Below are 20,335 nucleotides of genomic sequence, written 5' to 3'. Positions count from 1 at the left end.
TTCTTCCCGAAGAAAGCACCTAAAAGCTGAGGTTTTTTGTCCATAAACCCGATTTCTCAAGGTTGCGAGTCCACCAGTCCAGATTTAATTGCGTACCGTTTTAATAGCGGCCGTATCGGGCAATCAATTGATTACCACTATTGTTTTGATTTGTCAACCAAGCCCACATCTGATCGCCCAGACAAAAATGCCACCATTCGTTAGGATGCTGCTGAAAACCCGCATTTATCATCGCATTTTTTAAGATTTGCCTGTGACGGTGATATTGCTGTTCTTGTGGGTGATTGCTGTTAGCAAAATAATCTGGATAAGAACGTTCTGATATTTCATCAATCGGAGAACCCATATCAATTGGCCGATTATTTTTATCGGCTAAAGTTACATCTAAAGCAGCACCTGTACTGTGAGGGGGAGGTGTCGCGCGATCGAGGCTGGGTACTGCCCAAAATTGATATACGTGTTCTATAATTACTTGGCGTTTGTCTTCTGAAACTGGAAATTCGCAGCCTTGAGCTAGGGCAATTTGATTAAAAGTATAATCTACCATAAATTGCTGGACTTCCACCGGCCGATAAGCGTCAAATATCATAATTTTCCAATTTTGATAATTTTGCTGTAGCTCAGTTTTAGCTGCGATTAAACTATCTACAACTCCTTGCCGCAAATAGTAAGGCGAATCTGCTTTGCTGTTGTGATAGGGAGCACCCAAGTTTTGATAAGGGTGCGGGATTTCAAAGGCAAAATGTTCTGGTGGAATGGGGACTAATGGTTCGCCGCATTCGTCGATCGCTATTTGCTGGTATGGTTTCATATCAAGGTGTTACCCTACTTTATGATTACTGATGAGCTACCCTACTCAGTATATGCTTTTCTCTTGAGTCAGCCGCGCTGCACATAGCAAAGCAGCTAGAATATCCTCATGTTGTAAATCTTCATAGTCATCTATAATTTCTTTAGCATTCATACCATAACTGAATAATTCAAGAATAAACTCTACTGGATATCGTAGACCGCGAATTTAAGGTTTCCGTGACAGATATTTGGAGCGAGTGTGACGCACTACAAAAGTTAGTTTTCCATATTTTAGGAGCAAATATTCAATATATCCTAAACTAAAAAACATAGCTTTCCATCGCTTTTTAGTAAGGACTTTAGTCCTTTCAATGTTCACCTAAAGTCATAAAGTCCTTACTGCAAAAAAAAATTAACTTTGGCGGTATGCAACTACCGCATAAAAAGGATCGCCGCTTCCTATTCGCAGCATTTGCATAAAACTCGGCAAGTTAGGCTTGCGAACTATTACTTCCGGCTTGCTAAATCCGGGTATATTCGCTCCTTTTACAGAATCAAAGTAACTCTTGACTAATTCTACCCGATCGCCCTCCGAACCTTCCCGCCAAGCCGCGATCGCCTTTTGATAAAACATCCGGTTGGAAAAGCTCACAATTGCTACGCCACCTGGCTTCAATATCCGGTGAATCTCGGCAAAAATCGCATCCGGGTGTTGCAAATACTGTACCGAAACGCAGTTGACAACAGCGTCAAACTCTGCATCCGGCAGCGGCAATTTGGGATTTGCGTTCAAATTCTGCACAAAATAATGATTTAGTCTGGGATTTTTTGCCAACTCCTCTTCATTCATGCCGTGCCCTTCAACATGGGCAAATTGCATCTCGTCGGGGAAGTGAGAAACCCAACTGCTCATCATATCAAAAATCCGAGTATTCGGTTTCAGCCGTTCCCGATATAAATCCGTTAGTTGCTGAATAAATCCATCGTCTACATGAGTCACAAACCGGGGATAGGAATAGAACAAATTGTCGTCGGTGTCGTCTAACTTGGTGCGTTTGTCGGCTGGAAGCAACATAAATTCTGATCGCAAACTAGATTTACCCTTTCTAGTTTAAGAAAAATTAAGAAATGTAAACACACCTCGCAGGGCGGACATCCGGCACTCGGGTGATGGTCAGAGTGGGATCGATAATCCTATGGAAAGCTACACATCCTCCGCAGCGCCACAGTCTGCGAGTGTAACCACGAGTCCGCCAGGGACTTAAGTTCCTGGCTTACAGCTAAAGTCCACTTTAAGTGGACTAAACAGCAGTGGCAGTCTCGATCGAACGATCGAGCATCCCATCAGTTAAGCTTGAATTTTTTAGTCGGTTTCAACCGATTTCAGCTTTTAGCCTGGGACTTAAGTCCCAGGGGGATTCCCGGTTTTAGCATAGCTGTCGGCCTCAAAAAATCTGCTTGCGCCCCCTTGACAACACCCAAAAAATATCCTACTCTAATAATACGAACGCTAACTAATAAACCTATGGTTATTACACCCACTGTCGATCGCATAAATCTAGCTCAGTGGCACGACGTTCTCGCCCCGCACAGCCTGGGCTACCGGCTCAAACTTCTGGCACAGCTAAGCAGTCGCAGGCTGCAAGAGGTACTTGAACCCTTTGGATTGACACCTTTTCACTGGCTGGTACTGTGCTGCTTGTGGCAAGAAGACGGTTTGCCGACTTCCAGCATTGGCGACAAACTGCAACAGGTAGGCGGGACGCTGACAGGCGTGCTAGATCGCATGGAAGAAAGAGGCCTAGTCCGCCGGGAGAGAGACACCCGCGATCGCCGTATATGGCGCATTTGGCTGACAGACTCCGGCACGCAACTGCAAGAGGTATTGCCCCCGCTGGTAGCTAAAATCAGAGATCGAGCTGTCGAGGGCTTTTCACAGGCCGATCGAGAACTCTTTTCCCAACTGATCGATATCGCGATCCTGAATCTTTCCTAAACCAACAAATCAATCTTTTGAGTGAAGTGCAGCAGCATCTACCTCCAGTACATTACAAATAACCGCAAAATACTACGCACTCTTAAAAAAAGCCGTCTTACTAAATTAAAACTACGCACCCTAAACAAACGACATCTTACTAAAGTATCAGGAATCAAATACCATGAAAGGCACAAACGAAACCAACCCAGCAGAATTCAACGGTAACGGCAAAGCAGTCGCCGTATTAGAAAAGCCGATCGACGACACCATAGCTAAAAGCCTACCCGTAACGCCCGCCCCAGAAACAGAAATCAGCGCCCCCGCCGATGTCAAAACCGACGCAGAAACAGAACTGCAAGCACCCCTACCGGCGGCTGCAACACCCAAGAAAAAGTCCAAGAAACCGCTGATTTTCGCAGCGCTGGGCATAGGGGCGATCGCCGCAGGCAGCTTCGGCTACCACTACTGGCAATACGCCTCCATCCACCAAGAAACCGACAATGCTACAGTTGCCGGACACATCCACCAAGTCAGCAGCCGCATCAACGGTACAGTCGGCGAAGTCTTAGTACAAGACAACCAACAAGTAAAACCCGGACAACTGCTGATCAAACTCGACCCCCGCGACTACCAAGTTAAAGTCCAACAAGCCCAAGCAGCCTTAGAAAATGCCCGCCGCCAAGCCGAAGCAGCCGAAGCCAATATTTCCCTAGCCGCCCAAACCAGCCAAGGCAAAACTGCCCAAGCTCAAGGAGATATTGGCAGCGCCAACGCTGCCATTTCCACCGCCCAAGCAGCAATTAGAGAAGCGCAACAAGGCGTACCTGCGGCAGAAGCTGCGGTAGCCGAAGCCGAAGCCGGCGTGCCCGCAGCGCAAGCCAAAGTTGCCCAAGCTCAAGCCGGAATTCCGCAAGCTCAAGCCAAGGTGACGGAAGCCGAAGCCGGCATTGCTGCTGCGCAAGCTCAGCTAGCACAAGCGCAAGCCAACCTCGTCAAGACGCAAGCTGATTACAGACGGTACGAAAGCTTGCAGCAAGAAGGTGCGATCGCCCGCCAGCAGCTAGACGCAGCCAGAGCCGCCTACGAAGTAGCCCAAGGCCAAACTACCGCAGCCCAACAAGGAATTGCCCAAGCCAGAGCGCGCTTAGCCCAAGCCAAAGAAGGCGTAACCGAAGCCCAAGCAGCAGTAGCCCAAGCTCAAGAAGGAGTAAAACAAGCCCAAGCCCAAGTAGCCCAGGCCCAAGTTGGCGTCGCCAGCGCCCAAGCCAAAGTCGCCCTAGCCGAAGAAGGCATCAGCACCGCCCAAGCTAAACTTGCTGCGTCAAAGGGCGGATTGCAACAAGCTGAAGCTACGGGCGAACAAACTAAAGTCAGCCGATCGCAGTATGATGCTGCTAAAGCTGCGATCGGGCAATCGGAAGCCGCGGTTAAAGACGCTCAACTGCAACTTTCCTACACGAATATTACTGCTCCCGCCGCCGGACAAATCGGCCGCAAATCCGTTGAAGTCGGGCAGCGGGTGCAGTCGGGAACTCCGTTAATGGCGATCGTCAGTAACGATTTGTGGGTAGTTGCCAACTTCAAAGAAACGCAACTGGCAAATATGAAACCAGGCCAAAAAGTAGAAATCAAATTAGATGCTTTTGGTGGTCGCAAGTTTGAAGGTCATCTCGATAGTTTCTCCCCTGCTTCTGGCGCTCAATTCTCCTTATTACCTCCCGATAATGCTACGGGCAATTTCACCAAAGTTGTGCAGCGGATTCCGGTAAAAGTTGTCTTTGATGCTGAAAGCGTTAAAGGCTATGAATCGCGAATTGCACCGGGGATGTCTGCTACGGTAAATGTGGAACTGAAATAAGGGAAGAACACGGATGAATTTAGAAGTCGGGGATTTGATTTTTTGTGAAGAGAAGAGGAAATCTCCGACTTCTGGGAGTTTGAGAAGTTTTAAAAGTCTGGGGTTTGATTTTTTCGGTTAAGGGCGATCGCCCTTGCAATATCATCTTGGAAAGTTAGGGATATAGTAGTAAAAACGAAACCGAAACTTCGTTCGCCAGATCGATCGCGGGTTATTGCTTAGTGATTTTGGCGATCGATTCAAATCGGAAAAAAATTATTGCCAACAAAACAACTGTATGGTAAACTAGAAGATTGTGAATATTAATCTAAAGTAAAGTAACAAGCCGAGAGAAATCAAAATGACACAGCAAACCCTGCACGGAACCAGCCGCAAAAGAAAAAGAACATCCGGTTTTCGCGCCAGAATGCGCACCGCAACCGGTCGATTGGTAATCAAAGCCCGCCGCAGCAAAGGTCGCCACCGCCTCGCAGTCTAGCACTGCATCAAGGTTGAGAGGCCTTAACGATCGCCCTACGCCATGTTGCCCGAGACAAACCGACTCAAGCACCGAAAAGACTTCAGCGCCGTCTACCGCAAGGGAATGCGCCGTAACTCCGCTCATTTCAGCTTAAGAGCTCTGCGCAAACCAAAAAGCGCCGAACTCGCCAAACCGACAGCCGAAAAATCCTTGCAGCCCACTCGTACAGGCATTTCTATCAGCCTGAAAGTCAGCAAACGCGCTGTAGTCCGCAACCGGATTAAACGCCAGATTCGGGCAGCTTTGCGACAACTATTGCCCCGATTAAAATTCGGGTGGGATTTAGTAATTGTCGTGCGCCCGATCGCACAAGAGTGCAATTATGCAGAAATTCTGCAAGAATTAGAGCAGTTGTTGGTAGAAGCCGAGGTACTAGATGGGAATTCGAGAGGAAGTATATTATGAAGGCGGCCCCGCGCCGGGAGACTTGATCATCAACTTACTCCTTGGGCTGACAGTCGTCGGCATCCCCCTCGCAGTAGGAGCAATTGTCCGGGCTCTGTGGCTGCGGTATCGGATCACCAGCCGCCGAGTGTCCGTAACTAGCGGTTGGATGGGGGGCGATCAGACAGACGTTATCTACTCAGATATAGTCAAAATCGTCACAGTGCCTCGCGGTTTCGGGACTTACGGAGACATGGTGCTGACCATGAAAAATGGCAGCCGCTTGGAACTCAGGGCTATTCCGAAATTTCGAGCAATGTATGACTACATTAACGAAAAACTGCCCGCAGCAGCTCAAAAAGCAAACGCGGCCCAAGCTAAATAACCGAACCGCTTTGCCCTCAAATCAAGGTAAAGTCAGTGCGAGTATTGGCAAACTCATTACAACAAACCGCTAGCGGGCGGTCGATCGACGGGCCATGTCCTAAGATAGAGACAAAACCCTGAAAATTGAGGCGGCTCGCGTTAAGCGGGTAAAAATAGTTCTCAACAGCAAACATAGAGCAACTAAATTAACTCAAAGCGAATGGATTTTGGTATCTCGTTTCTCTCCAACAACCTAATGCTGCCGATCCTAGATTTTTTCTACGGGATCGTGCCAAGCTACGGTTTAGCGATCGTAGCACTGACGCTGGTGATTCGCTTTGCTCTTTATCCTCTCAACGCAGGCTCTCTTCGCAATATGCGGCGCATGAAAGTAGCGCAGCCGTTGATGAAAGAGCGAGTAGATCAAATTCAAAAACTCTATAAAGACAATCCTGCCAAACAGCAGGAGGAAATGAGCAAAGTATACAAAGAATTCGGCAATCCTCTAGCAGGATGCTTCCCGTTGGTGCTGCAAATGCCAGTGCTGTTTGCACTGTTTGCAACTCTCCGGGGCTCGCCGTTTTCTGACATAAATTACAGCGTCAACGTTCAAGTTTTGCCGAAAGAACAAATCGAAACTGTTCAACCGCAAGCTTTTGCTACACCGCCCCAAAATATTTACGTCACAGGTACTTTTCATGCTCCTGTTGTGGGGGTAATTCCAGGCGGCGACAAACTCGCAGTCGGCGACACAACCAAGATTAATTTTCAAACCCCAGAGGGCAAACCTCTCAAAGTTTTAGCGACAGAAAATAAGAGCGAAATCGACTTTGAACCCGGCTGGAAAGTCATCAAAGGCGAAGAAGTAGTCAAGGTAGATGAACAGGGCAACATCACGGCCTTAGCGCCCGGTGAAGCCACAGTTCAAGGCACAATCCCCGGATTGGCTAGTAACAAAGGATTCCTGTTTATTGAAGCTCTAGGCCGCGTTGGCGCGATCGACTCAGACGGTACAATCCACTGGGATATTTTGGTGATGATCCTGGGCTTCGGCATCAGTTTGTATATCAACCAAACTCTTTCGGGACAAGCACAAGGACCAAACGACAACCCCCAACAGGCTACAGTCAACAAACTGACGCCAGTCATATTTTCGGGGATGTTTTTGTTCTTCCCGCTGCCTGCTGGCGTGTTGATGTATATGCTGATTGCTAACATCTTCCAGACTGTTCAGGCGTTTATTTTGTCGCGAGAACCGCTGCCTGAAAACCTGCAAAAAATAGTGGACGAAGCAGAGGCAAAAACCCAAAAAGAACAGGGATTAGATGCACTTCCCTTTGAGCCCAAGCGTTCTAAGAAAAAGGCTTGATTTTAACAACAATGAAAGACTCTCAAATGCAGCGCGGACAGCAATGGTTAGAAGAATTGTTACAACTGTCCGCCATTCCGTCAAAAGTTGTAGGCGAACAACAAAAAGATTGCTATTGGATGACAATCGATGACAGCAATCTGACTGCAGAACAAGTTGCAATTTTAGTCGGCCCTGACGGTAATGTAATAGATGCCATTCAGTACCTCTGCAACACGGTTCAGAATATAGGTCAGGAAGTAGAGGAGTCAATTCCTTATACAGTTGAACTAAATGGCTATCGCATCCGCCGCCAAGAGGAATTGCGATCGATGGCAGAGTACGCAGCAGATCAAGCGCGTTCGACGGGAGTTGAATTTGAACTCAAATCGCTGTCTTCGGCAGAACGCCGTCAAGTCCACAGCTTTTTGAGCGAATGTGAGGACATAGAAACTTACAGTCAAGGACAAGAACCCGATCGGCGTTTGGTAGTGCGACTGCGCTGACGCTAAAGAAGGAAGAAGGAAGAAGGAAGAAGGAAGAAGTTAAAAATTAACTATTCCTTTTGACCTTTGAATTCAAGAAGTAGGAAGGCAAAAGATTATGGAGACAATTTATATCCCTCATCTCCTCACAAAAACTGAGCGGAAAGAGGTCATTGATTTTGAAGAATTTATCCCCGATTTAGAAACTCTTACTCCGGTGCGGGGACGACTGCAAGTGACTCACCAAGGGAATTATCTTGAGGTGAAGGCGAAAGCAGAAACAATTGTTACTCTCACCTGCCACAGATGCTTGAAACAATACAATCACCGCTTGGCACTCAACTCATCTGAATTAATCTGGCTAGAAGAAACAGCAAATCAGACAGATTCAAGTTCAGCAGAAATAGAAGTTGCTTTAGAAGATTTGGTGGAAAATTTGTCGCCAGGTGGCTATTTCTCTCCGGGCGATTGGGTGTACGAGCAAATGTGTTTGGAACTGCCACACAAACAGCTATGCGATGCTCAATGTCCGGGAATAAGTTTAAACGATCCAGAGACAGAAAGCTCAGAAGCTGCATCAGACAGTCGCTGGGCGTCTCTGGCAGCACTTAAACGGCAATTGCCTTCGTCGGTTGACTAATAACTAATGACTATTTTTAGCGACGAGTTTGAACTGCTGCTGCGATCGCGCTACCCCCTAATTTACATTCCCACACGGGAAGAAGAGCGCGTAGAAGTGGCGATCGCCCAAAGTGCCAAAAAACAAGGTTCTCGCGCTGTCTACATCTGGGATTTTGTGGACGGCTACCAAGGCAATCCCAACGATGCTGGTTTTGGCAAGCGCAACCCGCTGCAAGCTTTGGAATTTCTCGAAAAATTGCCCGCATCCGCCCCTGCAATCTTTATTCTGCGGGACTTTCAGCGATTTTTAGAAGATGTATCAATTTCCCGCAAGCTGCGCAATTTGGCGAGACTCCTCAAATCAGTACCCAAAAATATTGTCATCGTATCTCCTCTAATTTCGATCCCGGAAGACCTCAGCGAAGTGATGACAGTTTTGGAATTTCCCCTGCCTGCGGCGGCGGAAATCAAAATTGAGCTAGAAAGGCTGTTAGGGGCTACCGGACAAGCGATTGAAGGGCGTTTGCTGGACGAAACAGTGCGCTCCTGTCAAGGGCTGTCGATCGAACGAATCCGCAGAGTTTTGGCAAAGGCGATCGCCACCAGAGGCGAACTCCATCCCGACGACGCGGAACTAATTCTAGAAGAAAAGCGCCAAACAATTCGCCAAACTCAAATTCTGGATTTTTACCCAGCCCGCGAGAATATCTCCGATATCGGCGGTTTGGACAATCTCAAAGAATGGCTGCTGCGGCGCGGCGGTGCTTTTACCGAACGAGCCCGCCAATACGGTTTGCCGCATCCGAGAGGTTTGTTGTTAGTCGGAATTCAAGGAACCGGAAAATCCTTAACAGCAAAGGCGATCGCCCACCACTGGCATTTGCCTTTGCTGCGGTTGGATGTCGGGCGCTTGTTTGCCGGCTTAGTCGGAGAATCGGAATCGCGCACCAGGCAAATGATTCAGCTAGCGGAAGCTTTGGCCCCCTGCGTGCTGTGGATTGACGAGATTGACAAAGCTTTTGGGGGATTGGACGGTAAAGGGGATTCCGGGACAACCAGCCGGGTGTTCGGGACTTTTATTACTTGGTTGGCCGAAAAAACTTCACCGGTGTTTGTGGTAGCAACAGCCAACAACATCCAGTCTTTGCCGCCAGAAATGCTGAGAAAAGGCAGGTTTGACGAAATATTTTTTGTGGGTTTGCCCAGCCAGGAGGAACGGCGGGCGATTTTTGAGGTACATTTGTTGCGGTTGCGATCGCACAGCATCAAAAATTACGATGTAGAGCGCTTGGCTTACGAAACTCCCGATTTTTCAGGGGCAGAAATCGAGCAAACTTTGATTGAAGCAATGCACATTGGATTTAGCCAAAATCGAGACTTTACGACAGATGATATTTTAGAATCAGCTAGTCAGATGGTGCCTTTAGCCAGAACGGCTCAAGAACAAATTCAGTTTCTCCAAGATTGGGCCGCTGCAGGGAAAGCTCGCCTTGCTTCTAGATACGGCAGTTTGAGTCGCCGGATTCAAGGGTAAGCTTTTGAAGTCAGTAGTCAGTAGTTAGTAGCCAGTTGTCAGTTGGCAGTTACCAGATTTTACTCAACATTCAGCAGTCAACACTCAACCTTCTTCCTTCTTCCCTCTTCCTTCTTCCCTCTTCCTTCTTCCCTCTTCCTTCATTTGCGGTTTTATGAACAGTATATATAGCGTTTTCAAATTTTTAGTGGGTTTTCTGCTAGCGATCGTCCTGATGGCAGGTGCTAGCGTGGCGGCTGCACTTTACTTTGCCGCTAAGCTAACTACTGTGCCCGAAAAACCTGTTTTTCCCAACGACAAAACAGCAGTTCAGGTTGCGGGCGCTGCGCCGCAGTCAACAGCCCAGGCTAGCCCTGTTTCTACATCTAGCGATGCCCCGTCTCCGAAACCGCTGGAACCGGGAGCTTACCGAGCGATGGTGACTCAGCCGATCGGCTTAATTCTTCGGGATACTGGTAGCCGAGACTCGAACCGCATTGGCGGTGTTGGTTACAAGGAAAAAGTCGTGGTTTTGGAAGAGTCGCCGGATAAAGAGTGGCAGCGAATTCGGGTTGAGGATGGCAATCGCGAAGGTTGGGTCAAGGGCGGCAATACTGAAAAAGTTGAGGGCGAATAGGACTTAGAAAAAAAATATACTCCTGTCATTCTGAGGGCAGCGAAGCAATTTCAGTGTGAACATTGTTCACTAACGCCGGGGTTTTTCCTGTCTCTAGTTGCCAATAGCTCGTTACACATTTATCCCAACAAGTCAAGTTAAATTTATTTACGATATTGAGGATTGCAGTTTGAGGCACACAGACTGTGGGTGCGATCGCCTCTGCAAAATCCTGAATTTTCCATAAAAGCCCAGCGGACAAAAGGTTTTAAGAGCTAAAAATCAACAGAAAAACTCTAAAATACATAATATTAACTTATGTTATTAATGAGAGTATGTTAAGAAAATTAGCAAAATTTTAAGGTTAGTTGCAAAACGCAGGCTGTTGTCACCCCAGCAGAGGCAAGAATGGTAGCTTTGATCGCATAGATGTAAGTTTTCAGCTTAACAGCTACCAACAATAAAAAATATGTACGACAAACGTCCGGATCGAGATTTGGCGAGTGCTGCTGTAACTGCGGCTCTGGGAGCTGGGGTCGTTACCTCTTTTGCGGTTAGCAGAGGGCAAAACCCGCTGGTAGCCATCGGAATTACTGTTTTTGCAGCGGGAGTAGCTGTACTTTGCGATCGGTTCGGATTAATTTAAGTTAATGTCCCATTTTTACGAACAGTTAACCAATAAAATCCCCGCCCTATTTGCAACTAGCAAGGGTGGGGATTTTTATTGGCTCCTTTTTCGGTCAATCAGCGGTACTTTCCTAAACGCACTCGCCACATCAAAAAACGGGTTTCTTAACAAAAAACCTGCGCTTTCAGCCTTTTTCCCAGACAAGAAATTAAGGTGATGACAGCCTGCGCGCAAGTCTTGTGGTAATTTCAGCGGCAGCCAGATAAAATATTAGCCAGCACTACCCCAGAACTTATTGTCTTTTGGCATTAAAGGCTAAGACTATGCCTGCCAACTTTTTTTGTGACACTCGCGTCTCTATAAACAGCGATGCTATCTTAGTTGTTACCTGTAATTATTTTTGAAGGTAAAATTTTTTCAAATACGGGTGCTTCGTGCAAACAGGTAAAACTTAGCCTTGATAGATCCACAGCAGCCCAAAGCTCAGCTTGAGTTTGCTCGTAAACCCCACCCACAATTTCACATTCACAGTAAAAAGTTATGGAATCCCTCGCCTACCTCGAACTTGCTCTTGTTTGCGAAGCACCCGCAGAGCCGAAAATTTTTGATGGGCCCAAGTGGCAAAACCTATCGAGTCAGACTTATGTCCGTTTGCTGTCTTTGGCTTTGATGCTGTCGGTTTTGAGTGCAGCCGGTTCGGCTTTTGCTCAAATAGATCCGGGATATCCAAATTTGCGATCGGTTCAAGACAGGTTGCGGGAACTCGGCTATTTTCCCAGATCTTCGACAGGTCAACTCGGCCCGGTTACTAAACAAGCTCTGACTAATTTTCAGCGAGACTATCAACTGTCGCTGACTGGCAGGCCCGATCGAGCTACGGTGATAGCACTCAACAGTTTTGCCGGGGATGACGATCGACCTTTTAAAACTATTTATACAAATTATCGGGAGCTGCGTTTTGGAGACACGGGTGCAGATGTTTCGGCTCTCCAGCGCAGGCTGAAGCAGCTAGGCTACTTCAGCACGCATCCCACAGGGAGCTTTCGCGAAGTTACTCTAAATGCCGTTAGATACTTCCAGCGAATTAATCGACTGCGGGTGAATGGAGTTGCCGACAGGCAAACTTTAGCTTTGCTGTTTGGTTCCACCCGGCCGGTTCCCCCCGTTACGCTGCCGGAGGATATTTCGGGAAATGGCGGTTGCAAGGGGCTGCGGTTCGGGGACAGAGGGGCGACGGTAGACTTGATCCAGCGACAGCTAAAAGCTTTGGGCTATTTTGAAGGTGGCGTTGACGGCAAGTTTCGCGAACGCACTCTCTACGCTGTGACTCGTTTTCAGCAAGATTACAATCTGGTTTCTGACGGCTGCGCTGACACGGCTACTTTGACTGCTATCGATTTCCAGATGAGGCAAGCTGAAATTACCTCATGGACTGAGGAAGATGACCCACAGAGTAATGCCGAAGATTTTCTGGAGTTGGGCGACAGAGGCCGACAAGTAGAATTTGTGCAGCGGCGGCTGCAAGAATTGGGTTATTACAGGAGCCAGATTCACGGTTGGTTCGATCGACCAACTCAGGCAGCTTTGATCCGCTTTCAGAGGGATAGCGGGCTGTTCGGTACTGGAAGCGTCGATCGCAGCACTCGATCGGCTTTGCGGCAAGGCAACAGGCAGGCCGCAGCGCCTGTGCCACAAATCACTGCTGGTCTGCGACGGGGTGATACTGGGCCTGCTGTCCGACAACTTCAGTCTTCGCTCAGAAGTCGGGGCAAAAACCCCGGCCCGGTGAACGGAGTATTTGGAGCCGAGACCGAGTTTGCGGTGCTGTCGTTTCAGCAGGAACGCAATTTGTCACCGGCGACGGGTATTGCCACTCCGGCGACTTTGGCTGCGCTCCAAAATGGATTACCTGGGCGGGTGGCTGTTCGTGCTGTTGCAATTAGCAGCAGTTTTAACTCTCGATCGAGCATTCAGCAATTACAAAGGCGGCTGCAAGACCTCGGCTTTTACACAGGCTCGATCAGCGGAGTTTTCGATGCTTCGACGAGAGACGCCCTCGATCGAGCTCAGCGCAGTTACGGGGTCAGCAGCGACGATTTGTTGAGCCAAACTTTTTAGCCCCAGGCTTGCGGACGCTACATCAAATAAATCGGGTTTCTGGTTTCCGACTCATTCCTGAAATGATGTATTTTTTCTTAAGAAACCCGGTTTCTGCGTAACTGCGATCGCACTTGCGCCGAAGAGTTTTGTTAAAAAAGGTAGCAAGCCGTACTTGAAATGCGAAAATAGTGCATTGTCACTCGATTAAATCCGCAGCGCTGCTGCCGTGCTGGGCGATCGACCTCGGACAAGACCAATTGCTGGAAACCAAAGACGGCCATCCCATCCGCAAAGCTTCGTGGCACACCGTATGAATGGTTAGCTGGCAGTCTAGCAGGTGCAACCCAGACTTTTCAGCTTGCTTCAGGCCAATTTTTAAAATCGAATCGTTGTTAAATTCGATCGTTCTGTTGCACTGAACGCAGACTAGGTGGTGGTGGTGATGCGGGTAAGGCTGGTTTATTTCATAGTGTTTGTGACCTTCTGCTAGTTCGAGTTCGCGCAGCAGGCTCATCCTTGCCATTAACTTTAAAGTTCGGTAAATGGTGGATAAGCTAATGTTTTCTCCGCGATTTTTTAACAAAGTGTACAAATCCTCGGCACTCAGGTGATTGCCTTTGGGGAGGTTCTGAAACACGTGCAAGATGGTTTCCCGTTGGGGAGTCATCCGCCAGCCTTTGTCATTGAGTTCGGATTTGAATGAGGACGCGGTATAAAGTGCCATAGTGACCCTCTCAAGAAAGTCTGCCTATTGACAATAATACACAACGATCGAGATATTTTGCAAATATCGCAGCTTATTGAAAAAAGATTCAGGAAAAAAATTGGTTTTTGATATTTTTTGACTTTTAACAAGCTTTATGACTTGCTGCAGAGGACAGAGAAGTTGTTTAGAAGTAAATATTGTTACTTCTGCCTCATGCCTCATGCCTTCTGCACAAGTGCCAAATGCTTCGCTCCCTGATTAATCGCGCTGACTGGCCAGCCAAATTTAAGTCAGAGACTCCAGATAGTCGCGCACGCGGTTGCGGCGCTTGGGTTGGCGGAGTTTTTGCAAAGCTTTAGCTTCAATTTGGCGGACTCGCTCGCGGGACAAGTCGAGAGCACGACCAATTTCTGCCAGCGAATAGGGGTGTCCGTCACCCAAACCAAAGCGCATCAGAATTACATCTCGCTCGCGGCTGGTCAAATCTGCCAGCAGTTGCTGCAAGTCGCGGTGCAGAGCTTCTCGCATCAGCATTTCTTCTGGCGATACGCAGTCGGTTTCGAGCAAGTCGCCCAACTCTGTATCTTTTTCGTTGCCCACTTTAGTTTCCAGAGAAACAGACCGGGGGACTCGCAGTAAAACTTCTCGGACTTGGGGCGCGGTCATGTCCAACTCGACAGCGATGTCTTCGATCGTAGCTGTCCGACCTTTTTCTTGAGAAATTTTGCGCTGGGCTTTTTTGATTTTGTTAAGTTTTTCGGTGATGTGGACGGGGAGGCGAATGGTGCGGCTTTGAGTGGCGATAGCCCGCGTAATTCCCTGCCGAATCCACCAGTAGGCATAGGTGCTAAACCGATAGCCCCGCGTCGGGTCAAACTTTTCTACAGCTCGCTCCAGTCCTAGAGTACCTTCTTGTATTAAATCGAGCAATTCTAAACCGCGATTTTGATATTTTTTCGCCACCGAAACCACTAGGCGCAGGTTCGCCTTAATCATGTGGTCTTTAGCTTCGACGCCTTCAGCTTGAATTCTTTCGATCGCCTCGACCGTCATCTCGGCTAACTCTGCCCAGTGGCGCTTGCCTTCGGACATAATTCGCTTGAGTTCTGGCACGTCACTGACGCCGGCGGTTAAGGCCCAGCGTTCCAGGGAAGGTTTATGTCCTAGCTGTGCGGCCAAGCGATCGCGCACCTCAATTAAATGCACGAAGCGCCCAATTAGCCCTTCTTCCTGAGAGGCGACCGTGTTGCGTAATTCCAGCAATTTGATATAGCGCTGAACTTTTTGAGCTTCCGAGACTTCTTCGTCTCTACCCAAGAGACGAACCCGACCTATTTCTTGGAGGTACAGGCGTACTAAATCTGTAGTGCGACGGCTGGCATTTTTTTGCAATTTGGCTGCTGGGTCTGCATCTTCTGTCTCTGCTGGGTATTGGTCGAGCAGTTCGTCTCCAGCTTCTTCAGCATCTTCATCCAACACATCACCTTGCAAGGGATTGACTCGCAGTTGTTCGTCGAATTCAGCTTCAGCGTAAAAAGAGGTGGCTGGCATAGTGATTTTCTCAGTTGCTCCGGGTGAAAAGATGCTACGCTTAGCGGCTATTTATAATTATGATGCCCACTTTGTTAAGACGAAGCATCACCGCTTTGTGTTTCTTTACTAACTTTCCTGACTTTTCTGCTGTTGTTCGATCGAACTTTTGCTGCCCCACTTGTTTTACCAAGATTCTGGAAAACGCTAAGAACTTTCTGATGTAACAGGTTGAAGGCCCGAAAAGTATGTTGTACTTCTTTGTTTATGTAGCTAGTATAGATAGTGACTGGCTAGAAACAAGTGACGTTAGTCAGAAGTTAAGTTAATCTTCATCACCGATAACCTGGTTCCCGATCACTTCGGAAAATTATCCATTTTTTTAATAAAACTTTATATAACTCGGCGCTTTTGATTAAATACCCAGCAGTGAGCGCAGAAGTTTAATCCACTACAGTATATGAGCTTCTGAGTTGGTACAGTCCGCATTACCGAGTTATTGGCTGACTCAAAAACCGGGTTTCTTCCTCAAACTTCTAGGTTTTAATCTAGAAGTTTGAGGGAGAAACCCGGTTTCTCAATGTCTTTGGCGTAAGTCGCGACTTTGAGGGGGCGATCGGCTGATAATTTTTTTGCTGTTTGCTGCTGCTTCCGGGTTAACATCACCCAAGAACGCCAGCATCAAAAACCTGTTTTTTTGCACGCGGCCTGCAACAGCGCTCAACTTAAAATTGCTAAGTAGGCCAGCGGAAAAAAAACCACAGTATCTTGTAGGGGTCGGTTTAACTAAGAGCGCAAATACCAGGTAGTAGATGGCTGCAAAACCCTCCAATTAAAATTGCTAAGTACGTCAGCGGAAAAAAACCATAGTATCTTGTAGAGGCGGGTTTAGTTAAGATCCCAAATACCAGGGAGTAGACGGCTGCAAAACCCTCTCTCCCTATGTAATGTTAATTTGTAGCCACCTACTTAGCGCGGGTAAAGTTTCATCAGTTCCCTCACCTGTTCGGCGTGATACGAACTGCGAGTTAAGGGAGAAGCGACAACTTGCAAGAATCCCAAAGATTCGCCAAACTTTCTCCAAGCATCAAACTGTTCTGGAGGCACAAAGTTTTCTACGTTCAAGTGCTTTTGAGTCGGTTGCAGGTACTGCCCAACTGTTAGAATATCGCAGCCGACAGCCCGCAAGTCTTCCATCGCCTCCCGAATTTCGGCGTCTGTTTCTCCGAGCCCCACCATGATGCCGGATTTGGTGTAAACCTCAGGTGCGAGTTCGCGGCTTCGCTGCAATAGTTCCAAGGTGCGATCGTACTTTCCTTGCGGCCGCACCTTGCGGTAAAGTCGCTTTACGGTTTCAGTATTGTGGTTGAGTACCTCTGGACGGGCTGCGAGAATGATTTCTAAAGCTTGCCAGTTGCCGCACAAGTCGGGAATTAAAACTTCTATAGTTGTATCGGGCATCGCACAGCGCACCGCTTGAATGCACTCGACAAACTGAGACGCGCCCCCATCCGGCAAATCGTCCCGGTTGACAGAGGTAATCACGACGTGGTTGAGTTTGAGCCGCTGCACCGCTTGCGCCAATCTTTGGGGTTCTGTGGGATCTAAAGGTTGGGGCTTTTTCTCAAAATCGATGTCGCAGTAAGGACAGGCGCGGGTACAAGCCGGGCCCATAATCAAAAATGTGGCCGTACCTGCGTTGAAGCATTCGCCGATGTTCGGACACGAAGCCTCTTCGCAAACCGTATTCAGGCCTAAATCGCGCAAAATTTCTTTGACGTTGCCGACGCGCTCCCACTGGGGGGCTTTAACTCGCAACCACTGGGGCTTAACTGTCACGTCTGTCTCCGCCTGAGTAGTGTTTTACAAATCATTATATACGAGCTTGGTAAATTTTAACTTGAATGTGATAAGCTTAAAATCTAGTGACTAATTTCGGGATGTAGCGCAGCTTGGTAGCGCACCTCGTTCGGGACGAGGGGGTCGCAGGTTCAAATCCTGTCATCCCGATTATAAAATTAAATTGGATATGCCCCAGCAAGTGAGCGTGTTTTGGGCGATCGTCCGGGTGTGTAGATTTGTGGTACGCATAAATTAGTCGATCGGGCGATTCCCTACGTGATAGCTGCGCTTCACGGGCGTGTTAATTCCCCTTTGCTAAAAAATTAACTGTAGCGACTGTTATGGCCGAGGGAATTATAGAATAAAACGTAAAAAATCTGATCGGCAGTAGAGAGTAGAGAACAAGTCTTCGCCTTTTCGGTCTGTGATGATGGGGGACTGTGTTTAATCACACGTACTTGCTCAATGCTGAGAACTTTGACCAAGGTTTGATACCGGAGGCAAGTATAAATACTGCAATAATTCTTAAATACAAGTTAATTAAGATTTACATCTTGAGATAGATGAATTAATAGCTGAATGAGCTTATAATAAAACAGAATTCTTATAGTGTCTAAAATTAACCCAGAAACCGGAGGATATTCCAATGCAAATAAGTGGCAAAGCCTTCGGCTCCTGCTCTCGCTGCGAAACAGTACCCGCAAAAATAGAGGGGAGCGGAGGTCTATACCTGTGGTTTCCCGTATCGCACACCCTCAAAAAGGTTATTTCTGCACTAACCAAGGCTGAACTTGAATTCCGGCTGTTAGAAGAAAGCAAGTGTTTGTACGTTATGCTTGAGGGAATAGCCAAAGAAAAGTTTAACGCCCTAGCATCATCGGTGCTGACAACTCAAGAGTTGAAAGAGACAAAAGTTTTGTGGATGCGCGAAGTTCAACAGCCGCAACTTAGCGATTTTTATCGCAGCACTGACCTATGCTCTTTTATTAACTTCAGCAAGTCGGACTGGCTGTTAGATTTATTATGGGAAGAACGCATTACTACACATTTTCAGCCCATTGTTTATACCTCAGATACTTCTAAAATTTTTGCCTATGAAGCCCTGCTCCGAGGAATTGACGAACAAGGAAACTTAATTTATCCGGGTAGAATTTTTTCCCAAGCAGAATCAGCAGGTCTGATTTTTCAACTAGATGTTTTAGCCCGGACTCGCGCTATCCGCGAAGCCCATGTTTACGATATCAAAGAACTACTTTTTATTAATTTTTCTCCGACTTCAGTTTACGATCCCGCTACGTGCCTGCGAAGAACAGTACAGGCTATTGATGAAGCGGGAATTCCTCACAGCAATATTGTTTTTGAAGTAGCGGAATCTCAGCACCCTCCTGATATCAATCACTTGATTAATATTCTGAGGTTTTACCGAGATGCGGGATTTTTAATTGCCCTGGACGATTTTGGCAGCGGTTCTTCTAATTTAAATTTGATGCACCAACTGCGTCCAGATTTTATTAAGTTGGATATGCAATTGATTCGCAATGTCCATCAAGATTATTATAAGGCACTCATTACGGAAAAGATGTTAGAAATTGCCGCTCAATTAGAAATTAAAACTGTTGCTGAAGGTGTGGAAACTTTGGAGGAGTTTGAGTGGGTGCGGGAACGGGGAGCAACTTTTGTTCAAGGTTATTTGATTGCTAAGCCCACTTCTCCACCGATCGCAGCTACGAGCTATATTGGTACTGAACCACTACCTATTTCTGCTTAAATGGTTTTCAGTTGCGATTTGGCGCTACATTTGCTCGTTCCCAGGCTTTGGCTGGGGACCCATATCCGGAGGATCTGCCTTCATTAAAATGAGACAACTATTTGGAGGCAGATCCTCCGGATATTCATTACCAGGCAGAGCCTGGTAACGATAATTTAAACGCTCAAATTGCGTCGCAGAAAGCTTTCTAAGGATTCCATTCTCATGCCGTAGATTGATTCCAAGTTTTGCACTTGTTCGGGAGTGCAGAAATACTCGTTCCCCAGCAATACCCGCAAAGTTCCTAAGTCTTTTTGAGCTTGAGGATTCAATAAACCCAAGGCATTTCTCAAACCGTCAAACACAACCAGCGGCGGGTTGATTACCATCGGTTCCCGATTGAATAAGCGTCCAAAAATGCGGGGAATGTCGTCTCTTGTCAGCACATCCGGGCCACCGACTCGCAGAATTTGGTTGCGGGCGCCTTCGACTGTTGGCGAGTCTGCGGCAATCTTTGCTAAGTCGTCGGTACTGACAACAGAGGTGCGGTTTTTGCCGTCGCCAATCAGCAGGTAAAGTCCGGTTTCTCGAAATCTTGCTGCTAGCGGTAACAAGCTGGAAGCAAAACCGGCAGGCCGCAAGATTGTATAATTCAAGCCGCTGTTTTGCAGGTATTTTTCTACTTCTCTCTTGGCTTTAAATACTGCGGAATCTTCGTATCCTCGATCGACTCCCAGTACCGAAAGAAAGACAAAGTGCTGCACTCCGGCTTCTTTGGCGCAGTCGATCAATTCTATGTTAGCGCGGTAGTGTACTGCTTGAACGTCGCCGCCGGTGCCGTGGCTGCTGATGATGTACTGCACTCCTTGGCAGGCTTTTTTAATATCTTTGTCTTGTTTTAAGTCGCCGATAAAAATCTCGGCCCCTCGGTTTTCTAGTTCTGAGTAGCGAGAGGCGAGGCGAACGAATGCGCGGACAGGCTTCTCTTGCTGTGTGATTTCTCGTACAATTCGGCGGCCTAGTGCGCCTGTTGCTCCGGTTACTAAGAACATGATTTTTAGTTGTTGGTTGTTACTTACATATTGCACGTTTCTCAATAACAGACAAGATGCCTGTTCCACACAAACTGAATTTTATTGTGGGGTGGGCATCCTGCCCGCCCATAAAATCCTTATTGAGAATAGTGCAAGATCTCAGTTGCTATTAACCTTATAACTTATAAATCAACAGTCCGGACAGTTTTTTGGGGTGAGTGGCGAGGAAAGCTATCCAAGGCTTAAAGTACAGTCATACATAAAAAA

The 20,335-nt window shown here is 47.4% G+C and carries 19 protein-coding genes, 1 tRNA gene and 1 pseudogene; 14 read left to right on the top strand and 7 right to left on the bottom strand.

Features of this window, described 5'->3' with window-relative positions:
* Window positions 1-100 precede the first annotated feature (100 nt).
* The 3 genes from QUA13_RS06405 to QUA13_RS06395 all read right to left on the bottom strand — a co-directional run bounded on the left by QUA13_RS06405 (window position 101) and on the right by QUA13_RS06395 (window position 1,867).
* A complete protein-coding gene (locus QUA13_RS06405; RefSeq protein ID WP_333197494.1) occupies window positions 101-811 on the bottom strand; it encodes a M15 family metallopeptidase in 711 nt (236 codons plus the stop codon).
* A 45-nt stretch (window positions 812-856) separates the two neighbouring features.
* Window positions 857-964, bottom strand: coding sequence for a hypothetical protein (locus QUA13_RS06400; RefSeq protein WP_246276564.1), 108 nt, complete (start codon window positions 962-964; stop codon window positions 857-859).
* 240 nt (window positions 965-1,204) lie between these two features.
* On the bottom strand, window positions 1,205-1,867 hold the full coding sequence (locus QUA13_RS06395) for a class I SAM-dependent methyltransferase (RefSeq protein ID WP_333197493.1): 663 nt from the start codon (window positions 1,865-1,867) through the stop codon (window positions 1,205-1,207).
* Window positions 1,868-2,317: 450 nt separating this feature from the next.
* Between QUA13_RS06395 and QUA13_RS06390 the strand changes: the two genes are divergently transcribed.
* The 12 genes from QUA13_RS06390 (at window position 2,318) to QUA13_RS06335 (ending at window position 13,227) form a co-directional block, all read left to right on the top strand.
* Entirely contained in the window at window positions 2,318-2,788 is a 471-nt protein-coding gene (locus QUA13_RS06390; RefSeq protein WP_333197491.1) for a MarR family transcriptional regulator, read from the top strand.
* Window positions 2,789-2,951: 163 nt separating this feature from the next.
* Window positions 2,952-4,628 (top strand): HlyD family secretion protein, encoded by a 1,677-nt coding sequence (locus tag QUA13_RS06385; RefSeq protein WP_333197489.1) that lies wholly within the window; start codon window positions 2,952-2,954, stop codon window positions 4,626-4,628.
* A gap of 340 nt (window positions 4,629-4,968) precedes the next feature.
* A complete protein-coding gene (gene rpmH / locus QUA13_RS06380; protein WP_006632320.1) occupies window positions 4,969-5,106 on the top strand; it encodes a 50S ribosomal protein L34 in 138 nt (45 codons plus the stop codon).
* Between the two features lie 42 nt (window positions 5,107-5,148).
* On the top strand, window positions 5,149-5,553 hold the full coding sequence (rnpA, locus tag QUA13_RS06375; protein WP_172184371.1) for a ribonuclease P protein component: 405 nt from the start codon (window positions 5,149-5,151) through the stop codon (window positions 5,551-5,553).
* A complete protein-coding gene (locus QUA13_RS06370) occupies window positions 5,525-5,917 on the top strand; it encodes a PH domain-containing protein (RefSeq protein ID WP_172184373.1) in 393 nt (130 codons plus the stop codon). Before rnpA ends, QUA13_RS06370 begins: the two co-directional genes overlap by 29 nt.
* Window positions 5,918-6,118: 201 nt before the next feature.
* Window positions 6,119-7,267, top strand: a complete 1,149-nt coding sequence (yidC, locus tag QUA13_RS06365) for a membrane protein insertase YidC (protein ID WP_172184375.1) — start codon at window positions 6,119-6,121, stop codon at window positions 7,265-7,267.
* 11 nt (window positions 7,268-7,278) lie between these two features.
* On the top strand, window positions 7,279-7,752 hold the full coding sequence (locus QUA13_RS06360; RefSeq protein ID WP_333197487.1) for a R3H domain-containing nucleic acid-binding protein: 474 nt from the start codon (window positions 7,279-7,281) through the stop codon (window positions 7,750-7,752).
* Window positions 7,753-7,849: 97 nt separating this feature from the next.
* The gene (locus tag QUA13_RS06355; RefSeq protein ID WP_172184379.1) at window positions 7,850-8,371 is read left to right on the top strand and encodes a YceD family protein; all 522 of its coding nucleotides are present in this window, start codon (window positions 7,850-7,852) and stop codon (window positions 8,369-8,371) included.
* Window positions 8,372-8,377: 6 nt separating this feature from the next.
* Window positions 8,378-9,886, top strand: coding sequence for an AAA family ATPase (locus tag QUA13_RS06350; protein WP_333197485.1), 1,509 nt, complete (start codon window positions 8,378-8,380; stop codon window positions 9,884-9,886).
* A 154-nt stretch (window positions 9,887-10,040) separates the two neighbouring features.
* Window positions 10,041-10,502 (top strand): SH3 domain-containing protein, encoded by a 462-nt coding sequence (locus tag QUA13_RS06345; protein WP_172184383.1) that lies wholly within the window; start codon window positions 10,041-10,043, stop codon window positions 10,500-10,502.
* 448 nt (window positions 10,503-10,950) lie between these two features.
* The gene (locus QUA13_RS06340) at window positions 10,951-11,127 is read left to right on the top strand and encodes a hypothetical protein (RefSeq protein ID WP_172184385.1); all 177 of its coding nucleotides are present in this window, start codon (window positions 10,951-10,953) and stop codon (window positions 11,125-11,127) included.
* Between the two features lie 522 nt (window positions 11,128-11,649).
* A complete protein-coding gene (locus QUA13_RS06335; protein ID WP_333197483.1) occupies window positions 11,650-13,227 on the top strand; it encodes a peptidoglycan-binding protein in 1,578 nt (525 codons plus the stop codon).
* A 178-nt stretch (window positions 13,228-13,405) separates the two neighbouring features.
* Here QUA13_RS06335 and QUA13_RS06330 read toward each other — a convergent pair whose 3' ends face one another.
* The 3 genes and pseudogenes from QUA13_RS06330 to lipA form a co-directional block, all read right to left on the bottom strand.
* Window positions 13,406-13,933 carry a transcriptional repressor gene (locus QUA13_RS06330; RefSeq protein ID WP_333197482.1) on the bottom strand — a complete coding sequence of 176 codons (528 nt, stop codon included), beginning with the start codon at window positions 13,931-13,933 and terminating at the stop codon, window positions 13,406-13,408.
* A 267-nt stretch (window positions 13,934-14,200) separates the two neighbouring features.
* Window positions 14,201-15,466 carry an RNA polymerase sigma factor SigC gene (gene sigC / locus QUA13_RS06325; RefSeq protein WP_333186295.1) on the bottom strand — a complete coding sequence of 422 codons (1,266 nt, stop codon included), beginning with the start codon at window positions 15,464-15,466 and terminating at the stop codon, window positions 14,201-14,203.
* 948 nt (window positions 15,467-16,414) lie between these two features.
* Window positions 16,415-17,290: pseudogene (lipA, locus tag QUA13_RS06320) on the bottom strand (lipoyl synthase); the annotation flags it as partial.
* Between the two features lie 91 nt (window positions 17,291-17,381).
* Here lipA and QUA13_RS06315 point away from each other — a divergent pair.
* Together QUA13_RS06315 and QUA13_RS06310 are read left to right on the top strand one after the other, a co-directional pair.
* Window positions 17,382-17,455: transfer RNA gene (locus QUA13_RS06315), tRNA-Pro, on the top strand.
* A 478-nt stretch (window positions 17,456-17,933) separates the two neighbouring features.
* Window positions 17,934-19,055 carry an EAL domain-containing protein gene (locus QUA13_RS06310; protein ID WP_333197480.1) on the top strand — a complete coding sequence of 374 codons (1,122 nt, stop codon included), beginning with the start codon at window positions 17,934-17,936 and terminating at the stop codon, window positions 19,053-19,055.
* A 155-nt stretch (window positions 19,056-19,210) separates the two neighbouring features.
* On the opposite strand, the gene QUA13_RS06305 is transcribed toward QUA13_RS06310, so the two are convergent.
* The gene (locus QUA13_RS06305) at window positions 19,211-20,086 is read right to left on the bottom strand and encodes an SDR family oxidoreductase (RefSeq protein WP_333197479.1); all 876 of its coding nucleotides are present in this window, start codon (window positions 20,084-20,086) and stop codon (window positions 19,211-19,213) included.
* Window positions 20,087-20,335: the final 249 nt, after the last annotated feature.

Source organism: Microcoleus sp. S28C3 (assembly GCF_036700785.1).
GTDB classification, from domain to species: domain Bacteria; phylum Cyanobacteriota; class Cyanobacteriia; order Cyanobacteriales; family Microcoleaceae; genus Microcoleus; species Microcoleus asticus.
This window is presented reverse-complemented; position numbering and strand designations above follow the sequence as displayed.